Origin of the sequence: uncultured Paraglaciecola sp. (assembly GCF_963977085.1) — a bacterium.
GTDB lineage: Bacteria > Pseudomonadota > Gammaproteobacteria > Enterobacterales > Alteromonadaceae > Paraglaciecola.
The window spans coordinates 34847-59387 of the sequence record NZ_CAXBNC010000028.1; the positions used below are offsets into that span (position 1 = coordinate 34847).

Sequence of the window (24541 nt, forward strand, 5' to 3'; positions counted from 1 at the left end):
CTTATTTAATTACCTTGTAGCTTGTTTATCAATGACGTCTTTGGCTCATCACCAAGAGAAAAAATACACTGCCGATAGCAGAGGTGATAATGCCAATGGGAATTTCTTGGCTGGGCAGTGCCACACGGGCCAACACATCAACCCACACCATAAAACACCCGCCTAGCAGCACGCAGCCCACAATGACGATACGGCTGGTCACTCCTAACCAACTTCTGACAATATGTGGGATCATTAAACCTACAAAACCAATACCCCCACAATAAGACACAATACAGGCAGTTAAGGCAGCACAAATTGCCAAGGATAAAATGCGTAAACGAGTCACTTGTACACCTAAGGTTTTAGCGTTTTCGTCACCGAGTAGTAAAGCGTCCATATGTCGCCCGTAAAGTAACAATATGGCCACACTGATCACCACTACCGGCAGCATTACCCATGCATACCAAATTTCCACTCTAGCCAAGCTGCCCATTAGCCAAAAAATCACCTTATTAGCCGCAAAAGGTTCACCTAAAAATAATATAAAATGGCTGAATGCACTCAACATAAAAGACACCGCTATGCCTGCCAAAAGCATATGTTCGGTTTTGCTACCAAAGGTTTTAGACGCCAAAATTTGCACTAAAAATACCGAAAACAAAGCGCCTAAAAAAGCGGCAAAAGGCAAGGCCAGCGAAAAGGATAAGCCAGGAAACATTTGCATTAACCCAAGCTGCTCGGCTAACTTGCTGTCAAATAACAAAGTCGCAATACTGGCACCTAAACCTGCTCCTGATACCACGCCAAATAAATAGGGATCGGCTAAGCCATTGCGAGTAATATTCTGCAAAGTAGCCCCTGCCACTGCTAAGCCTGCTCCCACTAAAAAACCTACAAAGACTCTAGGTGCGCGAATTTCCCAAAAAATCATGTTGTTTACTGGATCTTGGCAACCTTGGGTGATGCATTCAATAAGCTGCTTGCTGGATAAATCCGCCGCGCCAAAAAATAGCGCAGCAATAGGCGAAACCAAAACCAGTAAACATAAAAACAGCCACTTTTTGGTCATGTTTTTGCGTCCTTGGTCGCTGGCATAACATCCATTTCAACTTCATTAGGCGGATAAAAATCCACTCGAAAGGCCTTGTCGTAGCTATCATGCCTGACTTGACAGGGGAGCTTAAATACCTGTTGTAAGCGCTCTGAGGTGAGCACTTGTTCTGGTGAGCCTTGGGCAACCATTTGCCCTTTATCCAAAAGGCATAAATGGTCGCAATAATTCGCTGCAAGATTTAAGTCATGCAAGCTCATCACTACTGTCATATTTAATTTATGCGCTAGGGAACGCAGTAGTTTCAGCACTTGGTGTTGATAATACACATCAAGGTGATTAACCGGTTCATCCAAAACTATCAGTGCTGCTTTTTGCACTAAGGCACGGGCGATCAACCCTCGTTGTTGCTCTCCGCCAGATAAAGAGCTAAAGCTTTGTTTTATTTTTCCCTGGAGGCCAACCCGAGTGATGGCATCACTGATACGTTTGTCGTCATCACTCGTTTGCCTGCTAAGTAAGGATTTATGGGGCAACAAGCCCATGCGCACAATTTGATAAAGGTCTAAGGCAAAAACACTGTCGTTAAGTTGGTTGACCACTGCGATTTGCTGCGCCAACGACATAGGATCGTAATCTGTCAGCGCCTTATTATTCCAACTTACACTATGCTGACTGGCTAATTGCCCAGACAACATCTTAAGTAAACTGGTTTTGCCCGCACCATTAGGACCCAACACACCCATCACTTTACCTGCATCCAAATTAAGACACACATCAGACAAAATCTGCTGCGGCCCAATTTTAAGGTTCACATTGTTGGCAATAAGAGAGCTGGGATTAGACATGTTTAGGCTCAGTGTTATTCACTACATTCACAATCAAAGTGATGACTCAAGTAACGCAGGCAGGAAAACACATCAACAACAGCATAAAAGCGCTTCAGAGATAATGTATCCGTGTGTTCCCGCACGAAAATTAAAAGGATCTCAAAGCAGATTCTCTACTTTAAGCATATAACAAGGCTGGTATCTGACTTACGTTTTCAATCAACGTTTACAGTTGCGGGTACAGTTTTGGATTTTCACCAAATTCCCATTTAAGTTGAGTTGCCGAAGAAACAACACAAAACCTTATTGATAGGCCAAGGAATATAGCAAGGATGTGGATAGGATTCGAGGGGTAATTGGTTTGAAGTTTAGTTTTATACACTACGGCCACTGCAAAAGCATGGGCTTACAAATAATGTGATCCCAAGGGGCGTGCGTTAAGCTTTTTCAAACTTAATCTTTTTCCCGTGATTGACATATTGTCTACAGTCATAAAAAACTGCCACTCGGGGGTAATCTTAATCTAGCAACTAATACTTCAAGTTAGCAGGGGAACCCCTATTCTATAAATGCATGGCATCGTCCAGTTGGACAGCATGACAAGCCGCCTTATTTACTTTGGATTGGTGTTCTCTGCAGCTTACAAATCGGCAAGATTTCTTATCAGGCATTAAAACTCAATGGGGTAATTTGCATTATAAATTCCTTTTAATTCCTTTATTCCAGTTGAAAATTGGTGGATTCTAGTGCGGGTACAGCTGTAAATCTTAGGATCAGGAATGAGCGACATGAAAAGGAATGTGTTAGTTGAAGAGGTAAACGAGGGGGGCACTACCTTTGGTCGTTTGCTAATTCAGTCTCTCTTTTTCATCTTACTCGGGATTTACGCAAGCACTGTTTATTCGCAAGAATATTCTTCAACCACTTGTACTGAAGTTGAGACTTTGTCAGAAGTCGCACTTTTACAACATGGAGAGGCATGGTGTTTCGGACTCACCATTATTACCAAGGCAGATGGTTATTACCAACAGAAACGTTTTGACGAGGCTATTGCGCAATATACAAAGGCTATTGAGTACCTTGCAGACCCTGATGTCACAGTAAGAAAAAAATTAGGGGAAACCTATAAAAAAATTGCCCAGTCGTACAAGCGCATAAAAAATAGAGAGCAAACCGCCTATTTTTACCGTAAAGCCTTAGAGGTTTATTCAGCCATAGGTGATCTCAAACTAATGGCGCGTACCTTAAATACATTGGCCGAAGCGGAACGTTATTTAGGAAACTTGGTACAGGCACTTGACTATTCAATCCGTGGTTTGGACATTCATAAACAATTAGATGATCCAGATGGACGTGCTAAAGCATTATTGGGGGCGGGCATAATCTATCGGCATATCGGTCGTTATGAAAAGTCTTTGCAGCATATTCATGAAGCCTATTCGTATTATATGAAAGTAAACGACGCCAGTGGTATGGCGAAAACCTCGAATCAAATTGGGCACATTTATTTTCGTTTACAACAATTTGATAAAGCAAGGTCGTTTTACCAAATAACCATCACACTGCCAGAAGCAAAAGTCGCAAAATATACCCTTGCGTCTGCTTTGAGAGAATTGGCAGTCATGGATTTAAAAGTTGGGGAATATGAATCCGCTTTAGTTATGGCGCAAAAGGCCCATAAAATAAATTTACAAGAAAATGATAAATCAAAAGCATCGGTGACGGCGCGAATTATTGCCAACGTTTATCGGGCTCAACAAAACCCTACCCAAGCTATCGCGTCTTATAGAGAGTCTCTAGCCCTCGCTACTGAGATAAACAGCAAAATTTACCAGATAAAAACACTGGTGCCTTTGGCGACTAGCCTTATTGGCAAAAATAACGATGAAGCCATTAGTTTGTTAAATAAATCGTTAGTCTTATCTAAACAAATTAATGACACAGAGCAAAGGTTATATGTTTATCGTGCACTGCGTCAGTTGGAAAAATCTAGAGGCAATATTGCCGCGTCATTAGATTATGCTGAAGAAGAGATTGCCTTAAATGATATTATTCAAAATGCCAAGGACGACAACGAACTGGTTCTAGCCAAAGCCAACTTACATTCACATAAATTGGAAGTTGAGCTGGAATCTTTACGGGAAAAAGCGAGGCTAGATCAACTGCAGTTAGCCAAGAAAAATCACCAAATAGAAATTGCACGGCAAGCCACTACTATTTCCGAACTTGAACTGCTCAAGAAAAAATATACCAATATAGGATTGGCTTCGTTATTGGTTGTATGTTTGCTTGCAGTCATATTTATCTATCGAAAATTTGTTGTTTCAAAGCAACAAAATAGAGAACTCGACTACCTAGCAGCCCGTGATCCACTCACCCATTGTTATAACCGTAGAGTGTTGTTTGATCTTATGGATCGCGATTTTTCAGGTTCAGAACCTCTCGATGAATACTGTGTGCTTATGATAGACATTGACCATTTTAAAAGTGTTAATGATAACTACGGACATAGCGCTGGTGACTCTGTGCTCTGTGGAGTAGCGAATATTTTGCAAGGATGTATCCGTCAGAATGATATTGTTGCACGTTTTGGCGGAGAAGAATTTTGTATAGTGCTACCTACTGCAACTCAAGATCAGGCTATGCGTATCGCCGAAACTATACGAGGTAAAGTTGAAGTCAGTCATTTGGATAATATTTCTGTGACTTGTAGCATAGGTGTGACCTCGATTCGTTATAAAGCCAAAACTTCCAAAGAGTTAATTGAACAAGCAGATTTAGCCTTATTTAAATCAAAATCATTGGGGCGTAATCGGATTTCCTTATGGAATGAGGCGTTACTGAATGAAAAATAGTATTCATTAGGACAAAAAGCGCTGCCTAAGGGCAATACTTATAGGCAGCGCTAGGGTTTATTACTTTATTCTAGAAGTTATAAATTAGCTGAAAACTCAATGTCTTGCCCTGCAACTAGATGATCGCTTTCAATGCTCAATACGGGTGAATTCCCCCCTTCTTCAAATTCAAAGCTAAGTGACTCACCAGGTAGTAAACCTTTTAATGATAGTGGTGATCGTGTCCCGTTGATGGCTGGGTAAGCGTTGTAGTAGATTGGCGCTATGCCTGTGTTGCTAATAGTGACGCGACTTTGGGTTGCTGAAGCAGTAAAACTATCGATATTAAATTTGTATCCTGTTGCTAAGGAGGCTTGTTTTATACGCTGGGCTGATTGGTACTTGTATTGGTCATTACCTATTATGTAACTGATGTGATACTGCTCAGCAAAAGACTCGAAACTGCGCCCCCAGGAACCATTCGGTAGATTAAGGACATTTTGTTGATCGTAGCCAGAATAGTAACTAAATTCGCCACCTAACATAGTTGATTGATAGCGATCTGCACCAAAAAATAACCAGCTAGTACTATTGTATTCAGTATCGTTAGTGGAATGGGTTTTGTGCATAAAGGAGTCATCGAATACACCAAAATTAGCCTCCAATAGGCTTGGGTTTGCGGCTAAAGGTGTGTAAAGATCATTAGCGGCATCAATGGATATCGACCATAGTGTTGTATTAAAGCTCGAAGACATTTTTTCTAGAAAACTTTTTTGAAACGTTTTGCTTGGAAAGTTCACCCCAAGACTAACAGGGCCATCATATAAGTGATATTCAGAATACGAACCAAAGCCTACTTGCAACATAGCCAAACGCGGATCTCCATCGTAACGAGCCGCAAAGTCGGCAAAAAATTGCAAGCTAAAGTCCTGTAGTGCACTGTTACTCCAGTCTGGCAAAAAGGTATCTTTGCCTTCTACTTTATCGACCATAATCTGGTAACTAGCTGAATTGGCTATGGAATCTGGTACTGATATTTCTGTGTGTCCAGGATAGGTATAACGAAACCGCAATATTGCTTGGTGCCCACGACTGGCAACGTCGTTAAGCAGCTCTTCCACTACTTGCCAATCATATTCGCCTACTTGCTGGACTATATCGCTGTATAACATATACGAGAACTCTAATTGCACGCTGCTGCCTAAACTATCAAGGGCATCAGTATTGTCGTTCCAAAAAACAATACCTGTCATAGGCTGTACCTTGGTTATGGTGGAATGTAGTGGCACAGCCAAGAAATTTGCTTCAGTGAGTGCAGTAGACTCATTATCGTTTTTAGAACTCGCGCCACAAGCGACTAATGTGCACAAAAACAGAGTGCTGAATACTCTGTGTATATTATTCAAAAGCATAAAGACTCCTAAGCTAAATCAAATTCAATGTTACATTATCTTTTAATGTATTTCATTTTGTTTTTATTTGATGTTGTTTAGTCCATTGAAATTTACCATGGCGCTGAAATACATCCCGATAATCTGAAAAGTGAAAGCCATAGCCGAGGCCACCTATAAAAAACGCCCTTTGAGGCGGGCGTTTTTACAGACATTAAGCAATAAGGTGTTTAGGGTTCATCGCGTAACAGTAACTCTTGGGCGCGATGCTGATAAAACTCTGGATTCAGGCCAATTAATTGTGGAATGGTCGCTGATAAGGCAATTGACGACAAGGTGCCAAAAACCACCCCAGCAAATAAGCCTATGGCAAAACCTTGTAGTGGTTGCCCGCCAAATATCCAGATTGCGCCTATAGTGGCTAAGGTTGTGCCCGAGGTGATAACAGAGCGAGTCAGGGTCGACTTAACAGCAGTATCGACTATGTGACTCATGCTCATATCGGTTTTAACCTTCATGACTTCACGTAATTTATCGCCAATCACTATGGAGTCATTTAGGGAATAACCTATGATGGCAAGCACACTGGCGAGTACTGTTAAATCAAAGGGGATACCAAGCCATGCGAACAATCCCAGTACTACAATCACGTCATGTAATAGTGCAACCAAGGAGCCACACGCAAGTCGCCATTCAAAGCGCCAAGTTAAATACACCATCATAGCAATAGCGGCAACAAGTAAGGCTAAACTGCCGTTATCTATGAGCTCTGATCCCACTTGTGAGCCAATATACACAGAGTCTTGGGGACTAATATTGTAACCGCTTTGCTCGGCAAAAGTGTTGAGCCATGCCTTATCGATTACATTTTTTGCGCCATCAGTTTGGCGAATGCTCCATTGGGTATTGGCTGAACTGCTATTGAGCTCAAAGTCGCCATTTAAATGTTTGGCCAGTTGGCTTTGCATTTGGGGTTTGTCGATACTCTGTACTGTGGTGAATTCGGTCATGTAACCACCAGTAAAGTCGAGCCCTAGATTTAAGCCTTTGAACCCTAATCCTAGAAGCGAGACTACTATTAAAGTTATCGCTAAATAAAAGCCAGCCAAACGAAATTTGCTGAAGCGGCTTAAAGGAAGGTTTTCTATCGGCTTTGTATTAAGCGCAGTGGTGTTGCGGTTTAGCGTTGTTTGACTAGTCATTAGCTTAATTCCTTATGTTTAACCGCAATCTGTGGTTTCACTAAATAGGTTAATATGTGGGCGACAAATACGCCGCTGAACATGCTGGTTAAAATGCCTAAACTTAAGGTCATGGCGAACCCTTTAACTGGTCCATAACCAATACTCAGGAGAATCAGCGCGGTGATCATGGTCGTCACGTTGGCATCTAAAATAGTCGTAAAAGCTTCTTTGTAACCTGTTTCTATGGCTAAAAAATTACTTCGCCCTCGCTGGCGTTCTTCTTTTATGCGTTCAAAAATTAACACGTTGGTATCCACTGCCATGCCCACTGTTAACACCAGCCCTGCTATGCCAGGTAAGGTCAATACTACGTTAGGCAACAACGCCATTAACCCTAATAAACACACTAGGTTTATCACTAAACTGGCATTGGCAATCAGCCCAAGTTTGCGATACCACAAGCCCATAAAAATCAAGGTTATACCTAAACCAATGGCGAGTGCCATTAAACCGTTATTGACGTTTTCTTTACCCAGTGACGCTTGAATTGTACGTTGTTGCACTATGGTAATAGGGGCGTCTAATGAGCCTGCTCTTAGCAGCAACGCAAGGTCGGCCGCTTCTTCTGGACTGTCTAAATGGGTGATACTAAAACGATTACCCAATTGACTTTGAATAGTCGCGACGTTGATAACTTTACTGCTTTTAACCATCTCATCGGCGCTATTTTTGTGATACTCAGAGAAGATAGTGACCATAGGATTACCTATATTGTCTCTGGAAAACTCTGACATTTTTTTACCGCCAAATCCGTCAAGAGTCAGATTGACCAATGGCATTCCCATTTCATCACGTCCCGCATTGGCATTTTCGATGTTTGACCCTGTGAAAATAGGCTTAGGCGCGAGTCTTAAGCGCTGTCCGTTTTTATCGGTAAAGTGCTTTGCACTGGCGGTGTCACTATTGGCCATCTTATAAAAGTCTAACGAGGCGGTGGCACCAATAATTCGTTTCGCCTGCTCAGGATCTTTTACCCCAGGTAATTCAATACGAATGCGATTTTGCCCTTGGCGCTGGGTCACCGCTTCGGTGATACCCAACTCTTCGATACGCCCTCGCAATGTAGACAGGGCCTGAGTCATAATTTCTTGATGAAAGGTCTGAGTGTTAAGCTCAGAAAAAGTCAGGGTACCACTGGTATCATTGGTCTTAGTGTAACTAATACCAGGTAAAGCTTGTTGTAAGTCTTGCACAAGTTTTTTGACCTTAGAGCCTTGGTGACTGAGGAAATGCAGGTACAGATTATTTTCAGTATTGGTGTTACTCGTTTTGTTGTTAGAGCTTGTATCGAGCTTAATACTCATACCTCTAAGGTTCTGGTCGTGGATAAGCTGTAACGCTTGGTCTTTCACATTCGCTAGGCGTTCTTGGTCGGCTTTGACGGTGTCGACTTCTAACACAAATAACACACCGCCACTTAGGTCTAACCCCAGTTTAATAGGTGACATACCAAGTTGTTGCAACCAGTTAGGTGCAGCAGATTGACTGGCCAAACTGACGTTATAGCCTTCGCCTAAGGTACTTTTTAGTTGTTGTTGGGCAAAGAGTAGGGTGTTGTCGTCACCCGCAATGACCAGTTTACTGTTGCTTTCACCTGTAATGATTTGCTCAACTGCTATGTCATCATGCTGCATAAGGTTGCGCAACTGCTGAGTATTCGGCAATGATTGACTTGGATTGACGGCACTTATCAACAAAGCATTGTTGTTACCGTATAAAGTAGGGATGGCATTGAGCCCTAATATAACCACAGTGATAATAATCACTAAAATTTGCCAAGTATGCTTGGGCTTTGATATTGGTTTACGCATGTTTGTTCTCTTTTGTTGCCATGTGACACAGATAAAATGCGAGTGAATGCATAGGTCAAATGGACAGCACAGGCGCGGTAAAGCGCAAGCGCGAAAAAATTGAGTACCGAAGTGCTCGCTAAAAATGGGCGCTAGGAGCGCGAGAACGAATTAGCTTAGGTAGGTAATTGTGCCGGTGTACAAGGTATTGCCGTCTTTCCAGCCGGCAGTGCGGCCATGATTATTTGCAGCGTCGGGGCGCAAATACCATGGTACGGCGCCGTTAGTATTTAACGGTGCTAAGAAGTGTCTAATGCCTAAAATTTCAGGTTGAAATTCATAGACGAGTAGAAAAATGGCGTCAATTTGTATTGCCGTGCCAAAAGTGCTGGCCGCGTGGCGTTCAAAAGGTGGCAAACTAATATTGGGATTGATCCTGAGTTGATAAGCAGGGGCTTTGTCAGGTGAATGAGTGTCGCTATCAATGGTCTCAACTAGTTTGATTGACTGACTTTGTAGTCTAGACAATACATGGTCAGACTCACTTAGTTCGGAGAGCGAGACATCCACAGATAAAGCTTTTATGTCATCTAAATGGCTTACTTCACTCGTAAAATCAACCACTAAGCTAGCGGTAGTTTTGCTTAGTTCAAACTTGTCTAATGCACGGGCAGGGCCAGATATTGCTACTAAAAGAGCAATCATCACACTGCAAACCAAACCGCGCCACACCCACATCATTATTAGTTCAATCATTGTTTCAAAGTGCAGTTATAGTAGGGGCGAAAACTACAAACACAAGCTCAATAAGCTAATGAAATACAAAATATGCTTGTTGCGACTTGGGCTGTGTACTCACCACCGAGAGCATGTGTCGACAGGGTGGTTACGTCTTAACGGGATGATTGCCTTTACGGATTAACCCCTGAGCGGTTAATGAATCAAAAACGGCATACATAAAAGCGTCATAAAAAAATGCCATGCTGAGACATTATAATTGTGACGGTTAGACTATGTTAGCCACAATAGAGTTTGATTCGATTAAAACCCGCTTAATCATTATTATCGGGGTATGTTTGTTGGGTATGTTGGTGTTGGTTGGCAACCAAATTTACAATACAGACAGGTTAATTAGCCTGAATACTCAAAGTCAGCAGTTGCTGACTTTGAGTAAAGAGTTATTACAATTACGTCGCCATGAAAAAGACTTTTTATTGCGTCTAGACACGCAATATGTTGATCAGTTTAAAGAACGAGCTAATGATTTTTCTCAACAAATTACCCTAATAAAGCCTGTTTTTTCAAAACTAGGGGATACGAATACCTTATTTGATGAACTTAGTCATAGTTTTGTTCTGTATCGCTCAAAATTTTTTGCTTTGGTGAATTTACAAACACAAATTGGACTCGATGAAAATAGTGGTTTTCAAGGCCGTTTTCGGGAAGCCACTCATAGCTTAGAAGATCAATTACAACGCCTTAATCAAACCGACTTACAGGTATTGTTATTGCAAATGCGGCGTAGCGAAAAAGATTTTTTATTACGCAAAAACTTGGATTATGTAGATCGTGAGACCTTGCTTTATCAACAACTTTCTTTAGCCATTACCCAAAGTAATCAGTTGAATGTTCAGCAACAACAAAGCTTATTGAATACCTACCAACAGAGCTTCTTGGAGTTAGTGTCGGCTTATCAAACTATCGGTTTAGATCATAACCTTGGTTTACAAGGGCAGTTTCGCGAGCAAGCACATGCATTGGAAAGTCAACTGTCTAAGGTCAATGACAAGCTGGCCGTACTCATCACACATGCTGAACAACGAGTAGAACGTATCAGTTTGTTGATTATGACTATTACCACATTGGCGTTAATTATTTTGTTGATCAAAAGCTACATTACCTTTCAACGGGCATTTTTAAATTTTGTGATGTTTTTTTATCGATGCAAAAGGGAATATCAGCATATGGACGGTAAAAAACTAGGCTTCTCAGAGTTTAAATATTTAGCCTCAATCGCCAACGAAATGATCGACGCCCGTTGTGATATCGAGCGACAACTGCAAGCCGCCAATAGACATATAGCCGAATTAGAGAAAGAGGATAACAAAATTAAGGGTAATGAATAATAAGAGCTTGGATAGTGCCATGAACCAAAGTAGTGGAGCAGTTAACCCGTTTTTTACTTGAATACTTTTGTACCTAGAAGTTGATTTTAATGGACAAATTAGCTGTTGTGGCAAGTGATATCATTTATGCTCCACATCCTTATTCATTTTTTCAAAATAGATTTTACAATGTTGGTAAAAGGATTCTGTCAGCCTATTCATTGGCGCATGAGCAGAGGTGATAAATGCATACTCATGGACAATTTTAGGGCTAAAGGGAATAAGAACTAGGCCTGCGTTAGCATATTGTTTGGCGAGCATTTCGTTCACTATAGCAATGCCAATGTTTTGTTTCGCAAAGGTGCACGCAATGGCAACGGTATGGGTTTCTAAACGCACTTGTAAAGGCACTTTGTCCCGTAAAAATACGTTTTCAATTTGCAATCTGGAATACCTACCTTTACCGAGTAAAATTAAATCTTCCCCAGCTAAATCTTTACAGGTAAGGCGTTTAAATTTTGCAAGTTTATGTTCACTGGATACCGCACAGACGGTATTGCTGCTCACCAGACGCTCACAAATTAAACCCGGGTGATTTTCAGGTAATTGAATAAATCCACAATCCGCTGAGCGGTGTGCCACAATTTCTCGGGCGCGTTCTGGCGAATGGGTATCTAAGCTTATTTTTACTTTAGGATGTTTAGCTAAAAAGTCGGTCACCACGTTTGCCAAGGGGCCAGCAATAAAACTATTCGGTGCCACTAATCTTAATTGCCCTAGGTTTGATTTGAAAATATTGTTGGCGAGCAGTGAAATTCTATCAACGCTCATTAGGGTTAAGTCCACTTCTTTTACTAAGGTTAGCGCCTCGTCTGTTGGTATTAACCTACCTTTTTCTCGATAGAATAATTGAAAACCAATGTGATCTTCCAATAATGCCAATAAGCGGCTTATCCCAGGTTGTGTCAGGGACAATTGTTTAGCGGCAGCCGTTGCCGAGCCAGTTTTAATGATTGCACTAAAGGCTTCTAAACTTTTTAAACTGATGTTTTGTTGTGTCGGGTTGATCTGTTATACCTATAACAATTTGTAATGTGGTGATGAGTAATTTGTATAATATTGCATAGATTGAATTAGCTTGTAAAGTAGCCAGCAGATCTAAAAGCCAACTAAAAATAACCAACAATGGACACCACCATGAAGACACGCTCATTTACAAAATCAGTTATCGCTTTGGCCGTTATAAGCTCTTGTTATGTTTCAGCGTCCCAAGCTCAACAAGTTGATACTCAACAGGTACAAGAAAATACTGAAGTTATTGCAATAACAGGATCTAGAATTAAACGTCAAAGTGAAACGCCTAGTCCTGTGCAAGCGTTTGATTTTGAAGATCTAAACCAAAACGGTGTAATTTCCTTAGGTGATGTATTACAAGAACTACCTTCGGTAGGTTCAAGCTTAAATGGTAATGGTTCTGCTGGAACAAGCCATGGTGCAAGTAGTATTAACTTGCGCAACCTAGGTGATAACCGTTCATTAGTTTTAGTGAATGGTCATAGGTGGGTGAATGGCGCAGGGACTCGTGGTTTCCGAGATTTTGTTGATATGAATACTATTCCACAAGCCATAGTTAAAAGGGTAGAAATATTACAAGATGGCGCAACAGCGATTTATGGTGCAGATGCGATTGCAGGTGTAGTCAATATATACACTCACTCTGACTTTGTTGGTGCCAGTATTAAAGCTTATTACGGTGAGTCTTCAGAAGGTGATAAAGAAACTGCAAATATAGATTTTTTATGGGGTAAAGATGTAGGTGATAGCAACTTTATGTTGGCTGCGAGTTATTCAGACCAAAAGCCCATTTATACTCAGGACCGAGATCTAACAGCTGTGCCACTCAATGGATTATCTACAGGTACGCCTGAAGGTTTGTTTAGAGAGAGCTCATTAGACAGTGTGATTGATTTTACTATCCCATCTGGTGGCATTACACGCGCGCCGGGCAGCGATGGAAGTGATATTGATAACTGGCGCGGAGTGACTTCTGAGGATACCTACAACCGTTATACCGATAATTATGTGGTTGGTCCAAGTGAAAGATTTTCGTTATATGCCCAAGGCATAATGCCTTTTGAGTTTGCTGACCTCAAAATTGAAGCCCTGTATAACAAACGTATATCTGACCAACAATTTTCTGCAGCCCTGTCCACAATTCAAGGAAGCAGAGGATTTATTATTCCTGATAATTCTGCTGTTAATCCTTTTGGAGTGGAGTTTTCTGGTTCTGATTTTAGGCACACCTCTTTTTTTAACGAAAACGGTTTGCGCGTCAACGAACAGGTGGTTGAAACCGTCCGTTTAGGCGTGGGTCTAGAGGGGCAGTTTGGCGATGATTGGAGTTGGGATAGCTTTTTGTCTTGGGCAGAAAACAAAGGTGAGTTTACGTCCAAAAATCAAATGGATTTAGACAGGTTAGCATTAGGGATGAGAGCTTGTGATGCTAGCGGAATAACTGCGAGCGTTAGTGATCTGCAAGCGGGCTGTGTGTCGATAAACCTGTTTAATCCTTTGACTCAAGATATGGTCGACTATGTTAATTTTACTGCGCAAGACAACAACAAAGCAGAGCAGCTAGATTTCACCTTTAACGTTACAGGTAGTCTTTATGAGCTGCCAGCTGGAGACTTAGCCGTGGCTGCAGGTATGGAATACCGTAAAGAAAAAGGCTTAGATGTTTCCGACAGTTACGTTAACTCAGATCCCAGAGTTAACACCTACCGCACCACCTCATCTGCACCGCGTTTAGGTACAGAAGGGGAGTACGACTTAACCGAAGCTTATGTTGAAGTGAGTATTCCGTTATTAGCGGACCAAACTATGGTCAAAAACCTTGAGCTAAGTTTAGCGAGTCGTTTTTCAGACTACAGTACCTTTGGTAGCACCACTAATAGTAAGGCAGGTTTAATTTATAGCCCAACAGAGGGCTTGTCTTTAAGAGCCACCTGGTCAGAAGGTTTTAGAGCGCCGTCCATTTTAGAACTATTTGAAGGTCAAAGAGCCACAGTAATAGCAGTGCTTGACCCTTGTGCTACCAATACACAACTGCCAGGTTGTGTGGGCGTACCAGCTGGTTATGTGCAGGAAAACAGTAATATTCCAATAACTACAGGTGGCAATAAACTATTGCAGCCAGAAACCTCAGAAAATGTGTCTTTTGGTGTTGTCTATTTACCGGAATTTCTAGATGGTTTTAGTATTACCGCGGATTGGTATGACATTGAGATTAGCGACACCATAAGTGTGTTTGGTGCACAAAATATTCTCGACTTGTGTGCCTACAAAAATAAAAACTGTGGGGTGATCAGCCGTGATAGTTCAGGTGAAATTCTTGATTTAGTTGATGGTCCGGTGAATCTAAACAGCACTACCGTTGCGGGTATGGATGTTGTGATGCACTACAGCATTAAAAATGATTTAGGGAAGTGGGATTTTGGTGCCAATTTTTCAAAGTTAACTGAGCTTTCAGAGGTATCAACCCTGTCAGATGGTTCAACTTTGACAGTAGAAAAGGTTGGCACTGCGGCGTCACGTGAGTCATACCCAGAGTGGCGCAGCAGTCTTACGGCGCGTTGGAAAAATGAGCAATGGTCTGCCAGCTATAGCGCCCGTTATATAGGCGATACAACTGAAACCCTTGGTGATGAAGCATTAGCGATCAATTCGGTTACTTACCATAACGTGTCTGGTGGATATGATTTCGATAATGGCCTTAAAGTCAAACTCGGTATTAACAATATCGCAGACAAACAACCACCGGTGTCGCTGACCAATACTAATATCAATTTCGACCAAAATACCTACAACGCCATAGGCCGCTTTATGTATTTCCAGTTGAATTACGACTTGTAATTGTGCGACCTGCCGAGGCGCGACCTGCCGAGGTGCGACCTACGAAGGTAGTGACTTGCGCGTAAGTAGCTTGTTTAGAACAAGCTACTTTGTTTTTCTCTAAAGCGGATTCTAAGCATGATTTTGCCGTATACCCTTATTTCACCCAATAACACTAAAGCGTTACCTTTAGTGTTTGATTCGCCACATAGTGGTGATGTTTTTCCTGATGACTTTGTGAGTAGCGTTGCGAAACAACATTTAATGACAGGTTGGGATGCTTTTGTTGGCGATCTTTGGCAAGGTGTCGTCAACCATAACGCCTATTTGTTACTTGCCAATATTTCACGAATGTATGTTGATCTTAACAGAGCGCCCAATGACATCGACCCACTGTTGCTTGATAACCCCTGGGATCATTGTCAACCCACCCCTTACAGCGACAGAGGCATGGGATTGATACGTAGAATGGCATTACCAGACATGCCAATTTACGACAATAAACTGAGCCGAGCACAAGTACAGTTTCGATTGCAGCATTATTATTTCCCTTATCATAATGCGTTGATGCAACGCTTAGATACGCTCCATGATATTCATGGCGGTGTTTGGCATATCGATTGTCATTCAATGAAGTCTCGTGGCAATGGAATGAATATTGACAGCGGACTGTTAAGGCCCGACATTATTTTAGGTGACAATGATGGCACTAGTGCAGAGCCTGATTTTGTGCAGGTTGTTGAAGATGCATTTGTAGCCCTAGGCTATCGTGTAGTGCGCAATACGCCTTATAAAGGAGGATATTTAGTGACTCATTATGCAGACGTGGCAAACAATCGACATAGTATGCAAATAGAAGTGAATCGTAATTTATATATGAATGAAACGAATTTTACGCCAAATGATAATTTTAGTCAGTTTCAAGCAGACTTGACTTTAGTCTCCGCAAAAATTGCGGCCTATGTAAAAAATAAAATTTAGCCCGCTAACGTAGAGAAAAACATGTCACAAAATAATCCTTCCTCTGAGGTGATTGCCCCTAAGGCAACGCCAGAGCATAAAAGCATGAATCCCATCATTATCTTGCTGGGTATTTTGGTTTTTGCCATGTTTTTAACTTATATAATCGATTCCGGTAGTTACCAACGACAAGGAAAAGTTGTTGTTCCCAATAGTTATCAAACGTTACAAAAAGACAGTTCAATTTCAAATCTATTCAATGTTGATCCTGATCCCGTTCAAAATATCACTAAGCCAGTCAGCCTAGCGGGGATGCTGCTTTCAATACCTGAAGGTTTGGAGCGGGGCGCTGGCTTGATTTTTATGGTGCTGATCATAGGAGGGCTATTTGGAATTTTAACTAAGTCGGGTGCAATTGATGCGGGTTTAGAGCGTTTGTTGAGTTTGGTTAACGGTAATATTTATGTACTAGTGATAGTGCTAATGACGGTGTTTTCAGCAGGTAGTACCTTTTTAGGGTTGGCTTCTGAATACCTGTTGGTGATACCGATAATGGTAGCTATGGCGAATCGTTTAGGCATGTCTAACATGATAGGTTTTTCTATCGTTGCGGTGTCAGTCAAAGCCGGCTATTTATCCTCTGTGACTAACCCTTTGCCACTGACAATTGCACAGCCCTTGCTTGGACTACAAATATTCAGTGGCGCCGAAATTCGCTTTTTGTTTTATTTGGTTTTTTTGCTGGTAGGCATCATTTTTGTATTGTTGATGGTACGTAAAAGTGGTTATGTGAAAGACGTGACTATTAGTTTCGCAGCCGAGAAATTATCGCTGCGCCACAGCATAATGCTTGCCTCATTAGGCATAAGTATTGGGTTTTTAGTGTATGCTTCGAATCAATGGCATTGGAAACACCATGCGTTGTCGGCCTACTATATTGCTATTTGTATGCTCTTGGCATTAGTGAGTGGAATGGGGGCCAATAATGCCGCCAATGCCTTTGTCAGCGGCATGAAAAAAGTCTTACTTGCTAGCTTTTTAATTGGCATTGCATCCGCCGTAGCTGTGACCTTAGAAAAAGGGCAAATTCTTGATTCTGTGGTGCATGGGCTCGTTTCTGCTATTGGCGATGACAATCCAATGGTGTCGGCAGTAGGCATGTTTTTTTCTCAGTTGACCTTAGATTTTCTTATCCCTTCTACTTCAGGACAGGCTGCGGTGAGTATGCCTATTATGGGGCCAATAGGGCAATTATCGGGTGTGTCGGCACAAACCACCTTAAATGCGTTTTTGTTTGGCAACGGTATTACCAATATATTGACCCCCACTTCGGGTACCTTGTTGGCTTATTTAGCCACGGCAAAAATAGCTTGGTCTGATTGGGCGAAATTTATCTTCCCGTTATGGTTAATTTATATAGGTATTGCCATAGTTTTGTTGGCTACTTCGGTTTATTTGGGTTACTAGAATCACCGTTTTTACGGCCACTTAAACTAATAAAAAGGGTATTGTGGCGCTAATTGACGGCTTTAAGCTGCTGAATTAGCGTTGTTTTCCATTTTATAAACGTATCTTTCCAGAAATTGTTATTTCAATAATCCGCTGCACCGTGGGTATAATGTCAGTTTGCACAGGTTGCACCGAAATAACCTATTTTTGAAGTCTGGGAAGAGTCACAATGAAGATACTGCACACCTCTGATTGGCACCTTGGCCAAAGTTTCTTCACTAAAAGCCGTAAAGAAGAGCATCAAGGCTTTATTAACTGGCTATTGCAACAGGTAGAAAGTGAGCAGATAGACGCTGTGATCATCGCTGGTGATATTTTTGATACTGGCACACCCCCCAGTTACGCCCGTGAAATGTATAATCAGTTTGTGGTGGACATACAAAAGCTTAACTGTGTGTTGGTGGTACTGGGTGGCAATCACGACTCGGTGTCGACACTAAATGAATCCAAACAAATCCTCGCGTGTTTAAATACTATTGTGGTGGCCAGCACCGGGTTGGCTATAGAGCAACAAGTGTTCACTATCCCAGATAAATCAGGCCAACCCGCCGCCATTTTATGCGCTGTGCCTTTTATTCGCGCCAGAGATGTATTGCAAAGTCATGCAGGCGACACCGGCTTACAAAAACGCCAAGCATTGGGCGACGCCATTAAGCAGCATTACCAAAGCCTTTATCAAATTGCTGAGACTAAAAGACAAGAAAGCGGGTTAGATTTGCCTATCATTGCCACTGGTCATTTAACCGCGCTAGGTGTGAGTCAATCTGAGAGCGTACGTGACATTTATATTGGCACCTTAGACGGCTTTGCTGCAGATGGTTTCCCGCCAGCAGACTACATTGCGTTGGGGCATATTCATAAACCGCAGATAGTCGCTAAGTCTGAACATATTCGTTATTGCGGCTCACCAATCCCTTTAAGTTTTGATGAACTAGGCTCCCAAAAACAAGTGATGCTGGTGGAATTTAGTGGCGCTCTGCTCACCAGTATCACCCCTGTAGATATTCCACTTTTCCAACCTATGCAAGTCATCAAAGGTGACTTGGCGGCTATAGCAGAACGGCTAAAGTCCTTCGAGATCAACCCCGAATCAGATCAAGTCACTTGGTTGTGCTTAGAGGTGGACAGCCAAGATTATTTATCTGATTTACAACAGCGTATTCAAGCCATGACCGAAGGATTGAATGTTGAAGTGTTACAGCTAAGGCGTTCACGTAATCAGCGCCGTCAGTTATTGAGTCAAATGCAAAGTGAAACTCTGGCCGAATTAACCCCAGATGAGGTATTTGAAAAACGCTTAGCCATGGAAACCTTTGAAACTGACGAAGAGCAAACCACACTCAAGCAAGTGAAACAACGCTTCAGCCAAATACTGTCAGAGGTAGTACATCAGGGAACCGCTGAATGAAGATCCTCAGTATTCGATTAAAAAACCTCAACTCACTCAAAGGTGAATGGAAAGTCGATTTTACCCAAACGCCTTTTGCTGAAAATGGTTTGTTTGCTATTACCGGCCCTACAGGTGCGGGTAAAACCACTTTACTCGATGCCATCTGTTTGGCGCTATATCATCAAACGCCAAGGCTGGGTCAAATCACTAACTCCTCAAACGAAATCATGACACGCGGCACAGCCGAGTGTTTAGCCGAGGTGGAGTTTGAAGTAAAAGGCACCGCTTATCGGGCGTTTTGGAGTATGCGCCGTTCACGGGGTAATGTGGATGGCAACTTACAACCTGCCGACGCAGAGCTGGCAGAAGTGGCCACAGGCAAAGTGCTGGCTACCCAAATTAGGCAAAAAAGCGACGAAATTGAAGTCTTAACTGGCTTAGATTTTGGCCGTTTTACTAAGTCTATGATGTTATCCCAAGGGGATTTTGCGGCGTTTTTAAATGCTGCTGAAACTCAAAGAGCCGAATTGCTTGAAGAATTAACCGGTACTGAAATCTACGGCCAGATTTCCATTAAAGTGCATGAACACCACAGTCTGGCCAAACAAAAACTCAGTGAATTGCAGGTGGGGGCGAACACCTTTCAATTGCTTAGCCCAGAGCAAAAACAAGGACTGCAAGACGAACTTGAGCAGTTGCAACACAAGCAAAGCACCATCGAGCAGCAGATCCATGCTCATACCCAACATATTAACTGGTGGGATAAAAAGCTTAGGGCCGAACAAGACCAACAAGCGGCCACACTCCAAAACCGTGATGCCACACAGGCCATTACCGATGAACAAGCCAATTTAACCTTACTGGAAAAAAGCCAACCGGCTGAACGCCTGCGCCCAAGTTGGGAGCGCTTGACTGACATCACTGCCACTTGCACTAAAACCCATCAAAATTTGACGGCACAACAAAGCCAGCAAAAGGTGGTAGCTGAGCAGCTAGCCCAAGCAACTAAAACCTTGGCCGAGGCTGACGCATTTTTAAAACAAACTAAACAAAATCAGCAAGCTCAGGAAGCCTTGATCACCAGCCAGGTGATCCCCTTGGACACCCAAATCAGCACCTTGTGCGAAAAACAGCAAGATAAACGCACATACCTTAGTCAATTGCAGCAACAACAGCGCGAGTCGCACACTCAACATCAAGAGTTAAGCACAGCCTTAACGCAACTAGAGCAGCAGCATAAGCTGACCCAAGACTATCTGACGGCACAAGTGGCTGATAGCGCAGCGGGTGAACAACTTAGTGGGTGGAATGGGTCACTGGCCCAGCTTGAAAAAGATCAACTAACGGCAGTTGCCTTACAAAAACAAAATCAAGGATTTGCAAGCCAGCTCACTGAACACAACAAAAACCGTGAACAGTTGCAAATTCAAGGGCAAAAGCTGGCGGCAGATTTGCAGCGCCAGCAGCAGGCACTGGCAGAAAAACAGGCAGAGTATCAGGCTTTAACAGCCAACTCAGACAGCACTGCACTTGAAAATCACTTAGCTAACGTTAACCACCTTTGGCCAGAGGTACATAAAACACAGGATATTCAGCGGCGTTTTTTGCAATTGAACAAAGACCAAGCCACCAGTCAAAACGAACTGCAAAACAGCCAAACCCAAGTTGCTGAATTAACTGCGCAGCGTAGTGCCTTAGCTAAAGATTACCAAGAACAAAGTCAGCAGTGCCAAGATCTACAACAATTAGTTAGCCAAGAAGAACAATTGGCCCAGTATCGGCAATTGCTGAAAGAGGAAGAAGCGTGCCCTTTATGTGGCGCCACTGAGCATCCTCTATCCGCAGACATGAGCATTGATATCCCACAAACTGTGGCCAGAAAACAACAAGCAGAGCGACGCCTAAATCAATTAGAACAAGACGGTAAAGCTGTGCGCGAAAAGCTCGACAGCCTTAGCGATAAAATCAAACAATGGCAGGCCCAACTGACAGAAAATACAGAAATAAAAGCAGAACTTAGCCAGCAATGGCAAGCAACAGTGGCAAAGTTGCATTGGGACTGTGACATAAGCGACCAGCAAAAATTACAAGCCTATGAACAAGAACAAAAGGCACAACTTGAAAACCTGTCTAAGCAATTAAGAAACCTGAGTCAGTTAGACAAAGCGATCCAAAGCAAAAAAGAAACCCTTAACATTACCCAACGCGACAGTGACCAAGTTAGTCACCAATTAACACTGCTAGAGCAAAGCCACGCGTCTTTGCAACAAAATCATCACAGCGCCAGTCAAGAATATCAAAACTTAGTGGACACAGCACAACAGCATCACACCGCTTTGGTGAATAATATTGCCGCCCTCGGTTATAAAATAACAGCCGAAACCGACCTCAAACATTGGTTACAAAACAAAAAACAAGATGTACAAGCGTATCAACATAAAATCCGTGAAAAAGAGCAACTAAGTGAGCAACTTGCGGGTAAAAGAGCGGAAAAGTCTGCAGTGGAAGGGTTGTTGCAAACCATGAATTCACAATTAGCTGTCGAACAAGCAGCACTGGAAAAATTCGAAACAGAATTAGCTGAAAAGACCCATCAACGACAGCAATTATTTGGTCAACAAAGTGTGGCGCAAGCTCGGGACGAGCTAAATAGTCAGCTGCAAAAAGCCGAACAAAACTATCAGCTTTGCCTGACTAAGCATAAAGCGTTTGAGCAACAGCATAATGACTTGTCTGCATCCATTAAGGCGCTGACAGAACAGCATACTGAGTTAAACCAGTTGTTCACAGAGCAAACTGATAAATGGCAAACATCCCTTGCGGCCAGCATTTTTGCTGAGCAAGCTGAGTTTGAAGCCGCGTTGCTTCCTGAAGAACAGCGCAACTCTCTAATAAATTTAAAGCAACATTTGGATGCTCAGTTAAACCGCGCCCAAACCTTGTTAGAACAATCAACTAAGCAGTTGAAAGAATTAGAAAAATTACCAGAAGCCGCAGAGTGGACGCAAACTAACAAAGCCCAAGTGCAAGTACAGTTACAACTAGTGCAAACAGAAAAAGACACTCTAGTAGAGCGCAGGGGCGGCATTAGCAGTCAACTTGCCAACGACCAAAACGAATCAAGCCGGCAGCAAGCATTACTCGACCAAATAGAACAACAAAAACAAGATTACGATGAGATGAGTTACCTACACGGTTTAATTGGCTCAGCCAGCGGTGACAAATTCCGCCGCTTTGCCCAAGGGCTCACCCTAGATAATTTAGTGTACCTTGCCAATAAACAACTCGACCGCATCCACGGCCGTTATTTACTTAAACGCAAAGATGAACAAGGCTTGGCGCTTACCGTGCTTGATACCTGGCAAGGTGACGTAGAGCGGGATACCAAAACCTTATCGGGCGGCGAAAGTTTTTTAGTGAGCCTTGCCTTAGCATTAGCGTTGTCTGACTTGGTCAGCCATAAAACCAGTATTGATTCGCTGTTTTTAGATGAAGGTTTTGGCACCTTAGATGCAGAGACTTTAGATATTGCTTTGGATGCGCTGGATAACCTGAATGCCTCAGGCAAGATGATTGGGGTAATAAGTCATATTGAGGCGATGAAGGAACGTATTCCGACTCAGTTAAGGGTGACGAAGAAGAGTGGGTTGGGGGTGAGTGAGTTGGATCGTGAGTTTGCGGTTTCATTGTGATTTACACTGTTACTCCCACACCCCACACCCCAAACCGTCATTCCGGTAGTCTTTTGGGCCGGAATCTCCTTGTTCATAATGCGCTGCGCTTACCTGTATCCCGTGCGGCGTCCGCATGCAGTTTTTCGATTGGCATCCTTGCCAAACGACCATACTTTTTTTATAAAGTGCGACCTGCACTTTACCTTTCAGGCCAGCTAAAGCTGTTCCATATTTATCCTGTAAATATGGTCAACAGCCAAAAAAAGTAGGCAAAAAAGGCCGCTCGCCAAACTATGTTCTTCACCAGATAGCCGGCGAACATACATGCGAGGGTAAATCAAAAGCATCGGCTTCGCCGACAAAAGCGTTGGTGGCTTCGCCACTGTTTTTTCGTGGTGCTATTTTCTGTAGTTTATTGATTAAATTATGTTTTATCATTTTTGTTACAGTGGGTATCTATATAAGGGGTTTCCGACAAAAGACTAGGTTAAACCGTTTTGTTACAGTGGGAGTATCAATACATTCTCAGGATGATTTAACTTTGTTCTGATCCCCGATAGTTTACTGTTCAAGTTATAAGCTTTTTTAGTTAACTAAATTAAAGAAAGCTTAAGTTAAATATTATTCACAAAAACCCAATAAAAAGCTGGGTAAACCCAGCTTTTTAACATTAAGGTTTTTAGCTCAATATTTCTTCTATAGTAATATAATCACCCACGCGGCCAGTCATTTTCTCGGCATCTGTATTTACAGGAAGTGTTTTCTTGCCTGGTCTCCAACCCGCAGGGCAAACTTCTCCTGTTTTAGTTGCATATTGCCAAGCTTCAATTTGACGTAGAAACTCATTTACATTACGTCCTACAGAATCAGCCTGAACTTCTTGAGCAACACAAATACCATCTGGATTAAAAAGAAAACGGCCACGTAACGCAACGCCTTCTTCTTCGACCAATATGCCAAACTTACGGCTAACTTCTTGGGTGGTGTCTGCACCCATCGTTAGCTTTAATCCAGCTAAAACTGGCTCTGTTTCTACAAAGCGCTTATGAGAGAATTTTGAATCAACAGAAACAGGCAGGATTTCTACACCCATTTCCTGAAAGTCGTCATATTTTGCGTTCATTGCAGCTATTTCAGTTGGGCAAACAAAGGTGAAATCAGCAGGGTAAAAACAAATTGCTACCCATTTATCTTTGTAATCGTTACTAGAAACCGTTGTGTAATGACCCGTGCTTGAGTCATATGCTTCCATTTCAAATTCTGGCATTTCACTGCGAACCATTGTTGAACTCATTGTTTTTTTCTCCTGATTAATATTAGTTTCGACATTTGATTGTGTATCTATTTTGGATTTTCTTGGCTTAAGTTTTGTATCGCAACTCATCACTATTATCCTCGATTTAGTAGGACAGCTCTGCGTCCTGTTTATGTGATAACTTTATATTAGTTTTTTCTAATATAAAGTCTAATTGTAAATTCCTATCATCCTAATCGGTGAAAACTATAACTTCATATTTAGGCTATTTAGATTGGTGGGTACATTGAAACAGGTTGGAGATTAATCGGGTGTAGCACAAATTTAAATCTTGAATCACAAAATGAATGGGGGCTTTGTATATGTTCCCTTACCTATGTGTTTGGTGTGCTATCAATGATAGTTAGGCACTCGCTTAAGAGTTCGCCGAGGAAGTATCTGGGGTCAGAAGTATCTGGGGTCAGAGTAAACTTTTCGTAATGAGATATAGGTCTACACTTAAACCTTCCATAAATAGAAGATAGTTCTGATGGCTAGATTGCCAAGAGTTAATCCAATCGGAGTTGCTCAACATATTATTAAAGTATCTGGGGTCAGAGTAAACTTTTCGTAATGAGATATAGGTCTACACTTAA

Annotated in this window: 15 protein-coding genes and 1 riboswitch; of the genes, 7 read left to right on the forward strand and 8 right to left on the reverse strand. The window is 42.2% G+C overall.

Going from position 1 to position 24541, the window contains the following annotated elements; all coding sequences use genetic code 11:
- Positions 1–28: 28 nt before the first annotated feature.
- Together AAC000_RS21375 and AAC000_RS21380 are read right to left on the reverse strand one after the other, a co-directional pair.
- Positions 29–1051 carry an iron ABC transporter permease gene (locus AAC000_RS21375; RefSeq protein WP_339725726.1) on the reverse strand — a complete coding sequence of 341 codons (1023 nt, stop codon included), beginning with the start codon at positions 1049–1051 and terminating at the stop codon, positions 29–31.
- Entirely contained in the window at positions 1048–1881 is an 834-nt protein-coding gene (locus AAC000_RS21380; RefSeq protein ID WP_339725728.1) for an ABC transporter ATP-binding protein, read from the reverse strand. The genes AAC000_RS21375 and AAC000_RS21380 overlap by 4 nt, the downstream gene beginning before the upstream one ends.
- Before the next feature lie 157 nt (positions 1882–2038).
- Positions 2039–2184, reverse strand: a riboswitch (cobalamin riboswitch).
- Between the two features lie 458 nt (positions 2185–2642).
- Here AAC000_RS21380 and AAC000_RS21385 point away from each other — a divergent pair.
- Positions 2643–4718, forward strand: a complete 2076-nt coding sequence (locus tag AAC000_RS21385; protein ID WP_339725730.1) for a diguanylate cyclase — start codon at positions 2643–2645, stop codon at positions 4716–4718.
- Positions 4719–4795: 77 nt separating this feature from the next.
- Here the strand turns inward: AAC000_RS21385 and AAC000_RS21390 are convergent, their stop codons facing one another.
- The 4 genes from AAC000_RS21390 to AAC000_RS21405 form a co-directional block, all read right to left on the reverse strand.
- On the reverse strand, positions 4796–6109 hold the full coding sequence (locus AAC000_RS21390; protein WP_339725731.1) for a hypothetical protein: 1314 nt from the start codon (positions 6107–6109) through the stop codon (positions 4796–4798).
- Between the two features lie 209 nt (positions 6110–6318).
- Positions 6319–7290 (reverse strand): protein translocase subunit SecF, encoded by a 972-nt coding sequence (gene secF, locus AAC000_RS21395; RefSeq protein ID WP_339725732.1) that lies wholly within the window; start codon positions 7288–7290, stop codon positions 6319–6321.
- A complete protein-coding gene (secD, locus tag AAC000_RS21400; protein ID WP_339725734.1) occupies positions 7290–9143 on the reverse strand; it encodes a protein translocase subunit SecD in 1854 nt (617 codons plus the stop codon). The genes secF and secD overlap by 1 nt, the downstream gene beginning before the upstream one ends.
- Before the next feature lie 150 nt (positions 9144–9293).
- The gene (locus AAC000_RS21405) at positions 9294–9878 is read right to left on the reverse strand and encodes a hypothetical protein (protein ID WP_339725735.1); all 585 of its coding nucleotides are present in this window, start codon (positions 9876–9878) and stop codon (positions 9294–9296) included.
- A 257-nt stretch (positions 9879–10135) separates the two neighbouring features.
- On the opposite strand from AAC000_RS21405, the gene AAC000_RS21410 reads away from it, so the two are divergent.
- Positions 10136–11248, forward strand: coding sequence for a hypothetical protein (locus AAC000_RS21410; protein WP_339725736.1), 1113 nt, complete (start codon positions 10136–10138; stop codon positions 11246–11248).
- A gap of 120 nt (positions 11249–11368) precedes the next feature.
- Here AAC000_RS21410 and AAC000_RS21415 read toward each other — a convergent pair whose 3' ends face one another.
- Positions 11369–12295 (reverse strand): LysR family transcriptional regulator, encoded by a 927-nt coding sequence (locus tag AAC000_RS21415; RefSeq protein WP_339725754.1) that lies wholly within the window; start codon positions 12293–12295, stop codon positions 11369–11371.
- Positions 12296–12424: 129 nt separating this feature from the next.
- On the opposite strand from AAC000_RS21415, the gene AAC000_RS21420 reads away from it, so the two are divergent.
- The 5 genes from AAC000_RS21420 to AAC000_RS21440 all read left to right on the forward strand — a co-directional run bounded on the left by AAC000_RS21420 (position 12425) and on the right by AAC000_RS21440 (position 22669).
- A complete protein-coding gene (locus AAC000_RS21420) occupies positions 12425–15139 on the forward strand; it encodes a TonB-dependent receptor (RefSeq protein ID WP_339725738.1) in 2715 nt (904 codons plus the stop codon).
- A 117-nt stretch (positions 15140–15256) separates the two neighbouring features.
- On the forward strand, positions 15257–16099 hold the full coding sequence (locus AAC000_RS21425) for an N-formylglutamate amidohydrolase (protein WP_339725740.1): 843 nt from the start codon (positions 15257–15259) through the stop codon (positions 16097–16099).
- A 21-nt stretch (positions 16100–16120) separates the two neighbouring features.
- The gene (locus tag AAC000_RS21430) at positions 16121–17545 is read left to right on the forward strand and encodes a YfcC family protein (protein WP_339725742.1); all 1425 of its coding nucleotides are present in this window, start codon (positions 16121–16123) and stop codon (positions 17543–17545) included.
- 211 nt (positions 17546–17756) lie between these two features.
- Positions 17757–18995 carry an exonuclease subunit SbcD gene (gene sbcD / locus AAC000_RS21435; protein WP_339725744.1) on the forward strand — a complete coding sequence of 413 codons (1239 nt, stop codon included), beginning with the start codon at positions 17757–17759 and terminating at the stop codon, positions 18993–18995.
- Entirely contained in the window at positions 18992–22669 is a 3678-nt protein-coding gene (locus AAC000_RS21440) for an AAA family ATPase (protein ID WP_339725746.1), read from the forward strand. The genes sbcD and AAC000_RS21440 overlap by 4 nt, the downstream gene beginning before the upstream one ends.
- Before the next feature lie 661 nt (positions 22670–23330).
- Here AAC000_RS21440 and AAC000_RS21445 read toward each other — a convergent pair.
- Positions 23331–24035: a peroxiredoxin gene (locus tag AAC000_RS21445; protein ID WP_339725748.1), complete on the reverse strand. Its 705-nt coding sequence runs from the start codon at positions 24033–24035 to the stop codon at positions 23331–23333.
- Positions 24036–24541 lie beyond the last annotated feature (506 nt).